The sequence below is a fragment of the Dyella humicola genome, from assembly GCF_026283945.1.
Classification (GTDB): Bacteria; Pseudomonadota; Gammaproteobacteria; order Xanthomonadales; family Rhodanobacteraceae; genus Dyella; species Dyella humicola.
This window is the reverse complement of the sequence record NZ_JAPDPC010000001.1, coordinates 285,718-298,576: the sequence shown is the minus strand read 5'-3', so window position 1 is coordinate 298,576 and position 12,859 is coordinate 285,718. Positions and strand designations below refer to the sequence as shown.

Below are 12,859 nucleotides of genomic sequence, written 5' to 3'. Positions count from 1 at the left end.
GATCATTAGGTCTAGCGGTTCTTCATGCATCCAGCCGCCGTGACTCGCTAGATGGGGCGCGGGTCGACGTCTTAGAAGACGCTCGGAATCGAACTCTTAGCTAGCGAAGAAGTGCTTGCGGTAGTCGCTTGGCGATATTTTCAGATGACGCTTGAACGTCACGCGCATACGTTCCTCAGATCCAAAGCCGCACTTTCGCGCCACCTCCGCAGTGCTAATCCGTGTTTGCTCCAGCAGGCGCCGTGCCGCCTCGAGACGGAATAGTTCCAGGGCTCGCGCCGGGGTTTGGCCTGTCTTCTCCTTGTAACTTCGGGCGAAGCTGCGAGGCCCCATATGCGCCTGCTCTGCGAGGTCTTCCACAGTAAGGCGTGAATCGCTGAGGTGCTTTTCGATCCAGGCATGCAGTGGTGCGAAGACGCCCTCATCGCTTGTTTGCGCCTTGAGAAGCTCACTGAACTGCGTCTGCCCACCAGGCCGTTTCATGTATAGAACGAGTTGCCGCGCGACCCGCATGGAGAGAGCATGCCCGTGATCTTCCTGCACTAACGCCAGGGAAAGATCGATACCTGTGCTGACTCCGGCCGAAGTCCAGACAGGGCCGTCATGCACATAGATCGCATTGGGCTCGACCGAGATGTCCGGGTACCGATGAGATAGAGCGTCACCGAACAGCCAGTGTGTCGTCGCTCGCCGCCCACAGAGAAGCCCGGCCTCCGCAAGCAGGAACGCGCCAGAACACACTGACGCGACGCGCCGTACTCGGTGAGAAGCTGTGCGCAACCACGACACCAACGCGTCGTCAGTTAGCACCACCAACATATCTCGAGCCCCGGGCACCACAATTGTGTCGATCTCGACCTCGTCTAGCTCGCGAGTTGGACGGGTATGAATGCCAATACCTTCGAGAGTCATCACGACGCCGCCAGCCATGCTGACCGTATGGCGCTCATAGCCCGTAGAGCCGCGCTCCTCGAGGAAGTGATTGGCCGATGAAAACACGGTCTGGGGCCCCGAGATGTCCAATAGGCCCATTTCAGGAAATGCGAGGAAAACGACCACCTTCGGCCGGTCGGCCGGCCCAGCGGCAACTGGCAGAATCTCTTGGGTCTTGGTCATTTTACAGATTCTGCTCCAGTTCTAGCATGTTCTCCATAGACCCCACCCGGAGCGCTTCCATGAAGACCGAGCGGCCTCGTTCCCGCGACTTGCAATGGGTGCGCATGGGAAGACATCTGACGCTTGAACCCTTCCCTGGCCGTACAGACGGAGTGCCTCGGCTTTTTCCAGCGCGCCCGAGCCTACCCTACGTAGGTCCGCTTCTCCGCCTCTGTTTGGTCCCCGAATGGTGCAGACCGAGCGGCTTATGTAGACGTTGCCAGGAGGCCACCCCACGACCTTCTTGCACAACCAGCGTCCCTGCGCGAATCCGACGGGGCGTGGAGTACGGCCTGCCTGTTGGCACGGCTGGCCTGTCGTGACCCGGTCCTCTCGATGGTCCGATGCGGCTTGCAACTCATCGTCCTTCATATGAACCAACAGAGACTGCGTCGTGAAGAACCCTCGCATCTTTGCTCTTAATCGGGGCAATTCATTCGGACACGGCCCCCAGATTCCAGAATTGCCCGCAACGGCAAACCGCGTGGACGTGAACCGCAAATGCTCATCACTCGCCGCCACCATCGCAGTTCTCGGGCTCGCAAGAAAAATTGAGCCAAACGTAGCTGCTGCGATGGACTGGTACCGCAATGTGCCTATCGTTGAACTCGGCAATCTTTCGGCTCGTCAGCTTGTGGCTCAGGGCGATGCGGAGTTCGTCATTGGCTTTCTCAAGTGCATTCAATCTGGTGATCGAGATTAGAAACTCGATTGGGCGGTGATCGCAATGCACGCCATGGGCGAAAAAGTCGCTTCACGATCATGCACCGCCTGGCACTCTCAACTTGGGGCAACAATAGGAATCGCTATGTATAAAGAGTCATGCAAGTACGAACAGATCGTGGCCGATATCGCCGAGGTCGAGGCATTGCGCGATACGGTCAGAAAGGATGCCTTTGCCTTGCTTGAGCGTAGGGCATCCACGTTGGCGAGCATGGCTGTGTATACCTTTGGCACACGAGACCGGGCGGCAAACTGGATGTGTCTTCGACAGAGGTGTCTCGATGGCAAGTCCGCGTACCAGTTGCTCGCTGAAGGTGACGTGGATCGAGTGTGGGATCTGATGACGGGAGCCGAGAGTGCGGATTCCGCTCGGGCTGAAGTTGATTCTGGTGAGCGATAGCTACCTGACAATCAGCTCAATAGGAATGCGAACCGAGAGCAATGGCTGCTGGCATCTTCAGGGTGGGCGTCGTGTTGGCTGCGCGCCTGCCATGGGGCTGACCAACTGAAGTGCTCAACGCGAATGGCCCGTCGGGGCGCCCGTGGCGGCGCCTATTTTCTGTCGATCGGATGATCCACTACCCGAGTTGCAGTGGCAGCGGGCGACAGCCAAGGGTCATCGCTGACCCGTGAAAAGCGGCGCCAGCCAGATATCGAGTCGAACGCCAACGACGATCGCGGAAGGGATGTTTCTTTTGGAATGCGGCGCGTTGATGGAATCTGGGTGAATGTCGAACTGGATATTGGGCAGGACCCGGATTCCTGGTGCAACGGCGTATCCGTAGTTCACCTCACCAATGATCTCGTCTCGATGCGGCTTCCCCACTCCTCCGGCCTTCTTCCGCAGCTCGCGTAGATATTCAAGCTCTTCAGAGCTGAAGCGAACGTCTGAGACCAAGACGCCAATCGTATCCTGATCGCGACCGGCGAAAGTGCCGGTTTTAACAAGGCCGATGGCAGCGAATGAGTCGATCGCCGTCGGCGCACCCGCGTTGTAGAACGCGCGGCCAAACAGCGCTAAGTTTCGCTGGCTCATTGGATCGGGTCGCCATACAACTTGGTCAGCAAGTGCGTACACGCCCATCCGAGTTCCCGTCTGCTCGGCGCGCGGCTGGCCACTGATGCCTGCCGGCTGCCCATGGCGGTCGTAGAGAGGGCTGATGCCGGGGTCGGTGTTGATATCGACACCAAGCCGATAGCGGCGCGGGTAATCATCGTTGGCGAAGTTCGTGTCATACCCGGTCTCTAACGCAACCAGGGTACCTGTTCCCTGGAAGAGCGAGAAGTCGACGCCACCTTTGCCTGGAAGATTGAGTTTGCTGTTGTAGTCAAAGACGCCTGCTTGAACATAGGTACGATCGTCGAACGAGTAGCGAAACTTTGCGGCCCAGGAAGAGTTAGGGAACGCCGTTATGCCGATCGCAGCAATCGGACCATATGCCGTAAGGCACGACGTATTGCTCATGAAGACGCAATTGAACGGCGATGAGTTGAAGTAGGAATTGAGCGCAGCTCGTCCAACCAGGACGTTTAGCTTTCCGAAATCATGTTCGACATTGAGCTGGGTGAGTCGCCACCCGGACACGGCGCGCCAGGACTGCTGAAAGCTTACGGAGTTTCCGACATCCCTCACCGCCAGACTTTGCCCTTCAAAGTCGGCGCCCTGAATGTGCAAGCGCGTGTCTGTCCAGCCTGCCACGCGGTCAAGATCGATATCAGCACGGAGCTCGAACCAGTGGGATTCCGCGCTGCCACGCTTCACGCCTCCCACGGGATTTGCCGCAACGTTGTCTACATAGCGACCGTTGAGGGCGATGCCTTCGTCCTTCAGTTCGCGAAGCTGGCGCCCGATCGGATTGTTGGCCTGCCAATGTTGGAATCGACTACGCTCTGAATCCTGATCGTTTGCCGATGCCACTTCGGGTGACGGAACGATCGTTTCGCTCGGCACCGCATCGTTCTCCAAGGGGGGCTTGGACTGCGAGACGTTGCCGGCCTGAATCGCAGTCCGGAGGCTGCGTTCCGGCGCAGCTGGCATGGCGTCTTGGGTGTGCGCACTGGCGCAGACCACGGATTGAGCGAGGGCGGCTGTGATGCACCACAGCGCTTGTCGCTCTTTTGAGCATCCGGTTCGGAAATGCATGGGGAGAGCCATCGGGGTATCAAGAGCGAGAGGAAAATGACGCTAGAGATATCGCCCTGAGTGTGGGAAGAAGGACGGCACTCCATGTGAACGTGACAGCTGCGAGCAGCGTCATTCCGAAAAAGATGCCGCAGAGCCTGCTAATGGCGGGCTCAATGTTGGCTTGCTCGTAACTGTCCGCTGCGAGAGCGACAAGCACGGTGAGAATGAACTGCGTGCCCCCGTGAGCGATCTGACTTTTGCGGTTCTCGACGTACCGTCCGACACCAACACTCAGTGTCATGCCACCGATGAGTAGTGTTGGCATACCGTGAGCAATGAGAATCAGAAGACCCGCCACAGCACCGCCAGCGAGGCTGCCAGCTATCCGTTGAATCAGGCGTGTTGCAATCAACTTTGAGCGTCGTGGTGCGCCTGCTAGAGGAAACAACATCGCGGTGATGATGGTGACGTAGCCCTGTGCTGGCCCGGGGATGGCGAAGGCCACGTAAGCCCACGGAAGAAGCAAGATCGCCAGGCCACCGAGAAGCGCGCGCGCCGCAGCTTCCGATGACCAGTCAATGGCTTTCGGCGCAGGGACTACAAGGGCTGGCCAGTAGCGCCTGGCGGTTAATGAGGACACATACCCAACGACAATCGCCGCGATGATCCCAACAGCGGCTTGGAGCGGGCGCCCAGCGGCAATCTCACGCAACAAGTGATCTGTATGCTCGTATTTGTCAAACAGGGTCAGTCCGAACATTAGTCCGAACAGCAGCCAGGCCTGGGAGCGCTGCGCCGTCAGTGCGCCATAGATCGAAAGTAGGCCCACGAAAGCGCCGACACACGCGACGGCCATCGGGCCAGGAAGAATCTGCGGGCCAAGTAACGCTGCGAGAAGGGCGCCAACAGTGGTCCCAACCAGGCGGAGGCTGCCCCGCGTCAGGATCTCCGTCATCCTTCCGCGAATCACAAAGTATCCGGATATCGCTGCCCAGGAGATGTTGGGCATGCCCACCGCCTTGGCGATAAGCGTCGCCAGCAACACGGATGCCATGCATTCGATCTCGTCGACTAGGCGTGGATCCACAGCAGCGCGCGAACTCGCCATGTGTAGCCATCGACGAATGAAGGTCAGGGTCGCCATGTCGATCAGGCCATCGTCTGGCGTTGCTTGGATTGGCAATCCCCGCAATAACGGGATATCGACTGGCGCCATCGCCAGCATCGGTTGCCAAGGATCTTCGCTACGTAAGCGATGGAGAGGCAGGCCATGACCAACGCAACCTGAGTGATCAGGGTGCGGAATATCGCCGCCTGCCCGGGTGGGCAGTAGAAACTCAAAGCTATGTCGATTGCTGAAATCGCGAAGACGGTGACACGGCTCCGCCAGACCTGCGTTTTCATGCAAGCCACTCCAATGGTGTCTATGTGGCCGCCCTCTATCCAGGGGAGGTAGAGGAGGGAGGTGTCGCCCTCGTGAACGGCTCGATTACGAACGATCAGTTTCGAAGCTGGTTTTCCAGCTGGCCGAGCACTCGATAGCAGTCAATGACCTGCTCAACGCTCCCATTTGGCTCGCGACCTTCGCGGATCGCTGCGATGAATTCCCGGTCCTGCAGTTCAATGCCATTCATCGACATGGCTACCTTCGACACGTCGACCGGCTCTTCGCTTCCCGTAACGAGATCGTCGTACCTGGCGATATAGGTGCCGTTGTCACAGATATAGCGAAAGAACGTGCCGATCGCACCATCGTTGTTGAACGACAGTGAGAGTGTGCAAATCGCGCCGCTTGCAGCCTTCATTTGGATCGACACGTCCATGGCAATGCCGAGTTCGGGATGCATAGGCCCCTGCAGCGCATTTGCCTTGACGATCGCTCCCGCCTGATACGCAAACAGATCGACCGTGTGGGCGGCGTGGTGCCAGAGAAGGTGGTCAGTCCATGTGCGCGGCTCACCTTTGGCGTTGATGTTCTTGCGCCTCAGAAAGTAGGTCTGCACATTCATCTGTTGGACGGTCAGCACACCCGCCTTGATCTTGTTGTGAACGTATTGATGGCTTGGATTGAAACGACGGGTGTGCCCGGCCATGCAGACCAAGCCAGTCTTTCGCTTGCTCGCAAGCACTGCTTCAGCGTCAACGAGTCGGTCCGCAAGCGGGATTTCCACCTGCACATGTTTTCCAGCCTCGAGACACTGGAGGGCCTGCTCGGCATGGACCTGCGTTGGCGTGCATAGGATGACGGCATCCACGTCCGGGCGATCCAGGGTTTCCGCAAGATTCGTCGTGGCATGATTCACGCCATACCTTTTTGCCACCTCCTGCGCATTTGGCAAAGATTGGCTAACCAAGCTCACAACTTCGACGTCTTCGACATTCTTCAGCCCGTCGAGATGCTTCTCACCGAAGGCACCGGTTCCGACAAGTGCGATTTTCATTGCTACTTCTCCTCCCTTTCGGGAAACGAGCAGGATCTGCGAAAATTCGAGGGGCGGCGAACCGCCCTTTGCGGGCCGCTTCTACTAATCACGTGGGCCGTAAAACAATGTGACCTACAGCGGCGTTGGAGGCCGGCACGTGGTAGAAGCGATGGAGTTCTTCGACATTGCTGCCAAGTGCGCCACGCATGATTAACCACATCACCATTTCGATGCCCTCCGAACCACTTTCGCGGAGATATTCGATGTGCTTCATCAGGCGCAGGCGCTGTGGATCGGAGACGAGATCGCGTAGGAACGCGTTGTCGAACTGGGCATTGATCAGGCCAGCGCGAGGACCCTGCAACTGATGGCTCATGCCGCCGGTGCCCCAGATCTGCACGTTCAGATCCTCGGGAAAACTCTCAACGGCCCTCGCTATCGCCTCGCCAAGTGACCAGCATCGATTGCCAGTGGGCGGTGGGAACTGGACGACATTCACGGCGATGGGAACGACTTTGACCGGCCACTTATCCACTTCGCCGAACATGAGGGATAACGGAACGGTTAGGCCATGATCGACAGCCATTTCGTTGACGACAGTGAGGTCGAATTCGTCGAGGATGACCGATTGCGCAATATGTGCGGCGAGATCGGCATGTCCAGGTACGGGAGGTAACGGCCGCTGCCCAAAGCCTTCGTCCGCAATGGCGAATTCATCGGCGCAGCCAATTGCAAACGTCGGAATCATCGATAGGTCGAAGGCAGAAGCGTGATCGTTGTAGACAAGTACGATGACATCGGGCTTCTCATCCTTTTCGAACTCCTTGACCCAATCGAAGCCCTTGAAGACAGGCGCCCAATACGGGTCGCTCGTCCTCTTGTTATCAAACGCGACGCCAATCGCGGGGACGTGACTGGCGGCGATGCCGGCGGTAATGCGTGCCATGTTCAATTCCTCTTGCTGATGGAGCGAACACCTTCGGGTGAACGGCCGCCCGCCAGCATCATGGCGACGTAGTCGTCCTCGCTCATGTTCGTCATCTGGCTGGCCGCGTACTGGAAGGTGTTGCCATCGGTGAAAAAGAGCTTGGCCAGGAAATAGATGTTTCCGCCCAGACTAAGTAGCTTGTTCCAGTCCCGGGCCATAACCGCCTGTTTCTGCTCTTCGGTCATCTTCCAGTCGTCGAGATAGGCGCGCTCATTCGCCCGAAACCGTTCTCGATTCACCTCTTTCATGAGGCTCATACAGAACTGGTTGACCCAGTAACCCTGCTTTGACCGTTTCGCCGTAAAGACAACCGTGCCAGGGATGTCGTCGAGCTCACTGTGGTGCTGCAATGGGCTTATGTCGTAGGAAATGCGTCCTGCAGGCAGGAAGAAGTAAGCGATGAGTCGGCCCCTTCTGGCCTCCGGGTAGTGATGGCTTCCAGGAGAGGGCGCCGTCCAGCCGGCACTTCGCCATCCAAGCGGGCCCATAAGCTGAGCATCAGGGTCGAGAGGGACGACCAGATTGAGCTCGCCATAGGGGTGCAGGTGGTAGTCGCCCCTGAAGACATAGTCGGCATCGGGGGTGTGGCCGAGCGCTTCAGCACCGCCGTAACTGTCCATGAAGACGGTTGTCAGGCTGAAATAGTGTGTGCGCTCGCTAGGCTCCACCAGCCGACTGCGGCGGTAGTGTTTTCCGCTGATCTCAACATCGGCTGCCCAGCCCTCTTCAACACCCTGACGAATCAGGCGCGCTAAGTCCTCGTAGAGTTCGCTGCCAGGTCCGCAGTGCTCGTTAAGCCAAATTTCGAGTTCGGCCCCTGCGGTTCTGTTCTTAAACTCACCGAGAAAGGCAATGCTCTTCTCGATCAGCTCTTCACGTGCGTTCATGGATGTCTCCTGCCACTTTTGAAGGATTGCTAGGCCGGTGCGAGCGGATCTCCTTGCTTGATCTAATGAATGTGCGGCAGCTACGACCGGTCTATACGCCGTCGCAATTCTGGAAAGTGGTGAGGCGGCTCTCGGGAGTCGGGTCGCCTCTCGTTCCCTAAGGGGCGGGAGCTCCGTGGAAGGCCAGCATCCTTTCTAGCCTGTCCGCAACCCACTCATGCTCCTGACCAGCGCTCTCAAGAATTGCGTCCGCTTCTGTCGTAAAGGCGGGCCAGAAGTCGGCCGGGTCAGGATGGTCGTCGAGCATCCTTGGGAGATGACCTTCGATGCGGTTAAGGGCCCTGTGGAGTGCAACGCGATTACTCATGGGCGAACCCTAAAGACGTTCGTTGTGGAAACCAGTGATCTCACCACTCACCCGCCAGCTCCATGCGCAAGGCCACGTGGAAGCAGTTGAGCAACTCGCAAGCAGCCTTGAGAATTGCGAGCTCTCGCTTCAGGAGCCCGGAGTGATAGTCAAAGGCCTTCACGATCTCCTCGTTCTGATCGAAAACGACAAAGGCCTTGCGGTAGTCCTGCGCGACCGGATCCCACGCCAAAATTTCTTCCGGCCTAATGGGGTTGCGATTCGACTTGGTGTTGCCACATTCGGCCAGATTCCAGAAGAACTCTCCGCGATCATCCATTTCGTCAATGGCGGCGATAGCATCATCCAGCTCGCGAGGCATCGGCAGCCATGCCGTGCGGGTGCGTTCTTCCAGCGCGATACGATGTTCATTCAGCGTCGCTATCAAGGCGCCGTAGAGAGGACCCAGGCCATGGACATTGGTGAGCGGCCTTGTCTTACCGTCCACCGGGATCGCCGGATATCCCAGCGCGTTCGTCGTAAACGCCCGATGGGTCACTACTAGCGTCGACTTCAGGAAAAGTTCGGAAGCATGCCTTAGCAAAAGGCAAGTCGGGAGCTCGCGATGCGCTATCGGATCAGTATCGGACGCCAGTAGAGTCTCGGCGCTGGCTCGAAACACGGTCGCCATCGCCTCGTACCCATCATCCGAAAGTGGATCTAAGGTTTTCAACAGAATATGCATTGTTGATTACTCATTGACGGAAGGATCTGCCCGTTCGTCCAGAGCGGAGGCACGTTACGTAAGAGCAGCCAGGGGCAAAATTCCTTTTGGTAGCTATCCGTGATCGCACCCGGCGAATTGCAATCGACCGGGGCTCACTGGATGGCGAGCTTCCTCCGCTTGCTGATGATCTCGTCGAGAGTAAAGGCGCCGCCGCCAGCAACGGAGATAAAGAGAAGGATGAAACACAACAGGATCGTGTCGTTTCCTCCGTTTTGCACAGGGAACAAGCCGCGCGGCTGAAAGACCATGAAATAGGCGAATGCCATTTCACCGGACAAGATGAATGCGACCCATCGCGTAAAGAGTCCGCTGATCAGAAGAAGCGCTCCAATAATATCGACGACACCAGCAACGCCAAACAGGGACAGAAGGGTCACGTTGTCGAACTTTGCGACATGGGGCCAGTGAAACACCTTCGCTGTTCCCTCCCAGAGATACAGATGGCCGGCAACTAGGCGCAGGACACCAAGAAGGCGCGGTGACCAGGTTTCGACGAATTTCGCTTTTGCATATTCTGTTTGCATGTCGTTCTCTCAATTATTCGCGGCGAATCAGCTGGCTGACATTTGACAATGAATGGAGACGAGCTCGGTAAGGTTGGCGAGGCCGTTGTCAGCGATTCGAACATCGTCGAAACAGAACCGCGGGAGCCTGCCGTCTGGTATCGATGTGTGCCTCCACTTCGAGGCGGTGGAGATGGGCCGTCCAAGGAATGAGGGCCTCAAAGTGGCGCAATCACAGGCCACATCGAGTTCTTGTCCAAAACTTGAGTGTCGGCAGCGGCAACCTGATGCATGGTTTCTGTGCCACTAGTCTTGGCACTTCTCCGTCCGAAGACCGGATTGGCGCCGAGCCAGGTCCTTCTAGCAGGTCTAGGCTGCGATGGCGGCGGACGCGTCGGCGAGCCTGCCGCGGATCAGGGCCTTCGTAGTCCTGGCGAGAGCTTCGCCGACGGCTCGAACCTGCTTTTGTACACCCGGATCCGTCAATGCTCCTTCTGTATCGAAGGCTTGATGGGCGGATCCCAGGGCAAAGGTCTCAGGTATGACCAGCACTCCGAGTTTCTGCAGGATCACATGCAATGCCAGCTGCGACCTGGCACCGCCGAAGAGGCCGGGCGAGGCGGAGATGACTGCTGCGAGTTTGCCCTTGAAGACATCAATGTCTGATGTTGCGGTGGCGTCGGGGCGGCTCGCCCAGTCGATGGCGTTCTTCAACATGGCGGTGTACCCACCGTTATGCTCGGGCGTTGCAATCAACAAAGCGTCGCTTTCGGCAATGAGGCGTCGGAGTGAACGAGCGCCTTCTGGAAGACCATGTGTTACCTCCCAGTCGCCGTCATAGATCGGCAGTTGAAGATTGAACAGGCATACGCTGGAAACCGAAGCGCGGGCCAAACTTGCGCCTTTGGTAGCCTCGTTCAGCAGCTTTTGGTTGAGCGAACCACGACGTGAGCTACCGGAAATGGCCAGAATTTTTGGTTGCATTGCAGAGCGCCTCGACAAGTAAAAAGGAGCCTAGGCAAAAGCGGCAAAAGCGCGGTAAACAAGGCGCCGCAGTGCGTTTGCCTTGGATGACATTTTCCTTGGCTGCGAGTTGGTCGCAATGACTGAAATCCAAGAGAATCTGCCAAAGCGCAGGCCTCCTTCTTTCATTGCCATTTAGCGGTGCCAACACCGGTCATGAGGATGCAAGTGAAGTTGGGTCGTGACGTTTACCAAGGCAACACATGCAAGCCGCCATTTGGCGGCCGCTGGCGAAAGCGGACCATGACGGTCACGCTACGTGGCTGAATCGTCCGCGAGCAGTGGCAGCGCATCGCTTGTGGCTGGCTGCAGTCCTTCGGGGATCAACTTCTTACCCTTGGCGTCAGCCTCCACGAGGCGCTTCGTCCTCTGCAGAACCGAAGTGTTCGAGTCGTGCAGCTGGCTGTTCGCTTTCGCATAGGCCGTGTGAGCAGCCTCCAGCTTGTCGCCAATCATGCCGAAGGACTCGAGAAAATTGATTAGCGAGCCCACTAGTAGGCCGGCGGTATCGCTGATCGTGTGGACCTGCTTCTGTAAGCGATCCCGCGTCCACAGCCGTTCAACCACTTTGAGAAGGGCCATCAATGTGTTGGGTCATGCGAAGGCAACGCCCTGCTTCCAGGCATCGACCTGCAGATTCGGATCGGCGGCTAACTGATTGCAGTTCCTAGTTACCGTAAGTGATATTGCGGGTCCTGCCTACTGCCTGCTAGCGTGCCAGGTCAAGATCGCGGCGTGGATTGGCGCGAGCTCGCTGGCCCCGCCGGGGCCGGGTCAATGCGCTTGCGGGATCACTCTGGCCGGAAGGGAAGCCAGCGGAAACGTCCATCGACATCGCGCCTTGTGCGAGGAGCTTCGCTTATTGTGCGTCAAGGGCTTTGTGCCGCTTAGTATCTGACCATTACCTGGGAGCCTGCCATGGCCGCACCCGATGGCAATCCGTCCGATGGCAATACGGTAGATCAAGCAAGTCAGACAGCGCTTGCCGAAACCACCCTCCTGGTGTTCTCGGCTGCCCCCTTAACGATCGAGCCTTATGGCCGTTCAACCCTCAGTTGGAGCGTTGAGCTACCCGAGCAGACCGACGTTACCGTCTATCTTGATATTCGAGGGACGTCGGTCGCCGCAGCCGGGAATATGCCGGTTGCGCCAGAGTCAACGACGACTTACCAGTTGAGAGCGCGGGCCGGTGCCTACTCTAAGGTACTTGGGGTGGTCACTATCAACACTGACCTGAGCGCGTGCGTGGCACTGTCAGCTGAGCCAGCCTTCGCTATAGTCGAAGTGATTAAATACGAGATCGAACAGCAACGCTCGGCGGGTGTCTATCTTTCGTCGGACCAGGATCCAATCACTGTCGCCATCACAGGCAACAAGATGGAAATCAGTCTACGCCTAATGCAGAGCGTACCTGATTTCCCAGATCCCTCAGTCAACATCGACGCCAGCTTTGAACTCTCCGTGGTGCCAATCCCGTCTGCACACCACCTAACTCCGCCGTTAACTATTCAGGAACATACATACCATCAACTCGCGCCGGTGAACGTGGCAGTCAATGTGGACATTGGCTTTCCATGGTGGGTATACCTGACGCCCGCAAATTCCATTGCTCTGTGGATCGCAGTTTCGGGGGGCAAAGACCATGCGACCAAAAACGCGAACACCATGATCACGGCGGTTGTTTCGGCACTCGACGGCTGGTTCAAGCAGACGTTCGTACAGCGACCCGGCATGGATAAACACGACGCTGGTTTCTATGTGAATCCAGAAGGAGACCAAAGGTTTTGGATTACCTTCTGTCCGGTCCCACGACTGGCTTCGGAAGTAGCCGGAGCGCAGCAGCAAGGTGGCGTGGCCCCAAGACGGCGCCTTTAACGATCGCCGCGGCGTATCCCGGAT

At 57.6% G+C, this 12,859-nt stretch carries 14 protein-coding genes; 3 read left to right on the top strand and 11 right to left on the bottom strand.

Translation table 11 applies throughout. The annotated features are described in order from the left end of the window. Window positions 1–96 precede the first annotated feature (96 nt). Window positions 97–1,116, bottom strand: a complete 1,020-nt coding sequence (locus OUZ30_RS01325; RefSeq protein WP_266180357.1) for a GlxA family transcriptional regulator — start codon at window positions 1,114–1,116, stop codon at window positions 97–99. 433 nt (window positions 1,117–1,549) lie between these two features. Between OUZ30_RS01325 and OUZ30_RS01320 the strand changes: the two genes are divergently transcribed. Beyond that, window positions 1,550–1,858, top strand: coding sequence for a hypothetical protein (locus OUZ30_RS01320; protein WP_266180356.1), 309 nt, complete (start codon window positions 1,550–1,552; stop codon window positions 1,856–1,858). Between the two features lie 105 nt (window positions 1,859–1,963). Further along, on the top strand, window positions 1,964–2,278 hold the full coding sequence (locus OUZ30_RS01315) for a DUF2384 domain-containing protein (RefSeq protein ID WP_266180355.1): 315 nt from the start codon (window positions 1,964–1,966) through the stop codon (window positions 2,276–2,278). Window positions 2,279–2,494: 216 nt separating this feature from the next. On the opposite strand, the gene OUZ30_RS01310 is transcribed toward OUZ30_RS01315, so the two are convergent. The 10 genes from OUZ30_RS01310 to rmuC all read right to left on the bottom strand — a co-directional run bounded on the left by OUZ30_RS01310 (window position 2,495) and on the right by rmuC (window position 11,542). Then, window positions 2,495–4,021, bottom strand: coding sequence for a carbohydrate porin (locus tag OUZ30_RS01310; RefSeq protein WP_266180353.1), 1,527 nt, complete (start codon window positions 4,019–4,021; stop codon window positions 2,495–2,497). A gap of 19 nt (window positions 4,022–4,040) precedes the next feature. After that, entirely contained in the window at window positions 4,041–5,057 is a 1,017-nt protein-coding gene (locus OUZ30_RS01305; protein ID WP_266180351.1) for an FUSC family protein, read from the bottom strand. A 95-nt stretch (window positions 5,058–5,152) separates the two neighbouring features. Continuing rightward, window positions 5,153–5,407 (bottom strand): hypothetical protein, encoded by a 255-nt coding sequence (locus OUZ30_RS01300; RefSeq protein ID WP_266180350.1) that lies wholly within the window; start codon window positions 5,405–5,407, stop codon window positions 5,153–5,155. Between the two features lie 95 nt (window positions 5,408–5,502). Further along, window positions 5,503–6,444 carry a Gfo/Idh/MocA family oxidoreductase gene (locus OUZ30_RS01295; RefSeq protein WP_266180349.1) on the bottom strand — a complete coding sequence of 314 codons (942 nt, stop codon included), beginning with the start codon at window positions 6,442–6,444 and terminating at the stop codon, window positions 5,503–5,505. A gap of 88 nt (window positions 6,445–6,532) precedes the next feature. Then, entirely contained in the window at window positions 6,533–7,372 is an 840-nt protein-coding gene (locus OUZ30_RS01290) for a class III extradiol dioxygenase subunit beta (protein WP_266180348.1), read from the bottom strand. 2 nt (window positions 7,373–7,374) lie between these two features. Further along, window positions 7,375–8,301, bottom strand: coding sequence for a protocatechuate 4,5-dioxygenase subunit alpha (gene ligA, locus OUZ30_RS01285; RefSeq protein ID WP_266180347.1), 927 nt, complete (start codon window positions 8,299–8,301; stop codon window positions 7,375–7,377). Between the two features lie 407 nt (window positions 8,302–8,708). Then, the gene (locus tag OUZ30_RS01280) at window positions 8,709–9,392 is read right to left on the bottom strand and encodes a hypothetical protein (RefSeq protein ID WP_266180346.1); all 684 of its coding nucleotides are present in this window, start codon (window positions 9,390–9,392) and stop codon (window positions 8,709–8,711) included. A gap of 134 nt (window positions 9,393–9,526) precedes the next feature. Beyond that, window positions 9,527–9,958, bottom strand: a complete 432-nt coding sequence (locus OUZ30_RS01275; protein ID WP_266180345.1) for a DoxX family protein — start codon at window positions 9,956–9,958, stop codon at window positions 9,527–9,529. A 348-nt stretch (window positions 9,959–10,306) separates the two neighbouring features. Then, entirely contained in the window at window positions 10,307–10,921 is a 615-nt protein-coding gene (locus tag OUZ30_RS01270; RefSeq protein ID WP_266180344.1) for an NADPH-dependent FMN reductase, read from the bottom strand. Window positions 10,922–11,215: 294 nt separating this feature from the next. After that, window positions 11,216–11,542, bottom strand: a complete 327-nt coding sequence (gene rmuC / locus OUZ30_RS01265) for a DNA recombination protein RmuC (protein ID WP_266180343.1) — start codon at window positions 11,540–11,542, stop codon at window positions 11,216–11,218. Between the two features lie 336 nt (window positions 11,543–11,878). Between rmuC and OUZ30_RS01260 the strand changes: the two genes are divergently transcribed. Continuing rightward, on the top strand, window positions 11,879–12,835 hold the full coding sequence (locus OUZ30_RS01260; protein ID WP_266180342.1) for a hypothetical protein: 957 nt from the start codon (window positions 11,879–11,881) through the stop codon (window positions 12,833–12,835). Window positions 12,836–12,859 lie beyond the last annotated feature (24 nt).

Excerpts from the sequence above, each read along its gene's own strand:
- OUZ30_RS01325 (WP_266180357.1), bottom strand. The coding sequence starts at position 1,116 with ATGACCAAGACCCAAGAGATTCTGCCAGTTGCCGCTGGGCCGGCCGAC.
- OUZ30_RS01315 (WP_266180355.1), top strand. The coding sequence starts at position 1,964 with ATGTATAAAGAGTCATGCAAGTACGAACAGATCGTGGCCGATATCGCC.
- OUZ30_RS01310 (WP_266180353.1), bottom strand. The coding sequence starts at position 4,021 with ATGCATTTCCGAACCGGATGCTCAAAAGAGCGACAAGCGCTGTGGTGC.
- OUZ30_RS01305 (WP_266180351.1), bottom strand. The coding sequence starts at position 5,057 with ATGGCATCCGTGTTGCTGGCGACGCTTATCGCCAAGGCGGTGGGCATG.
- OUZ30_RS01300 (WP_266180350.1), bottom strand. The coding sequence starts at position 5,407 with ATGAAAACGCAGGTCTGGCGGAGCCGTGTCACCGTCTTCGCGATTTCA.
- OUZ30_RS01295 (WP_266180349.1), bottom strand. The coding sequence starts at position 6,444 with ATGAAAATCGCACTTGTCGGAACCGGTGCCTTCGGTGAGAAGCATCTC.
- OUZ30_RS01290 (WP_266180348.1), bottom strand. The coding sequence starts at position 7,372 with ATGGCACGCATTACCGCCGGCATCGCCGCCAGTCACGTCCCCGCGATT.
- ligA (WP_266180347.1), bottom strand. The coding sequence starts at position 8,301 with ATGAACGCACGTGAAGAGCTGATCGAGAAGAGCATTGCCTTTCTCGGT.
- OUZ30_RS01280 (WP_266180346.1), bottom strand. The coding sequence starts at position 9,392 with ATGCATATTCTGTTGAAAACCTTAGATCCACTTTCGGATGATGGGTAC.
- OUZ30_RS01275 (WP_266180345.1), bottom strand. The coding sequence starts at position 9,958 with ATGCAAACAGAATATGCAAAAGCGAAATTCGTCGAAACCTGGTCACCG.
- OUZ30_RS01270 (WP_266180344.1), bottom strand. The coding sequence starts at position 10,921 with ATGCAACCAAAAATTCTGGCCATTTCCGGTAGCTCACGTCGTGGTTCG.
- rmuC (WP_266180343.1), bottom strand. The coding sequence starts at position 11,542 with ATGGCCCTTCTCAAAGTGGTTGAACGGCTGTGGACGCGGGATCGCTTA.
- OUZ30_RS01260 (WP_266180342.1), top strand. The coding sequence starts at position 11,879 with ATGGCCGCACCCGATGGCAATCCGTCCGATGGCAATACGGTAGATCAA.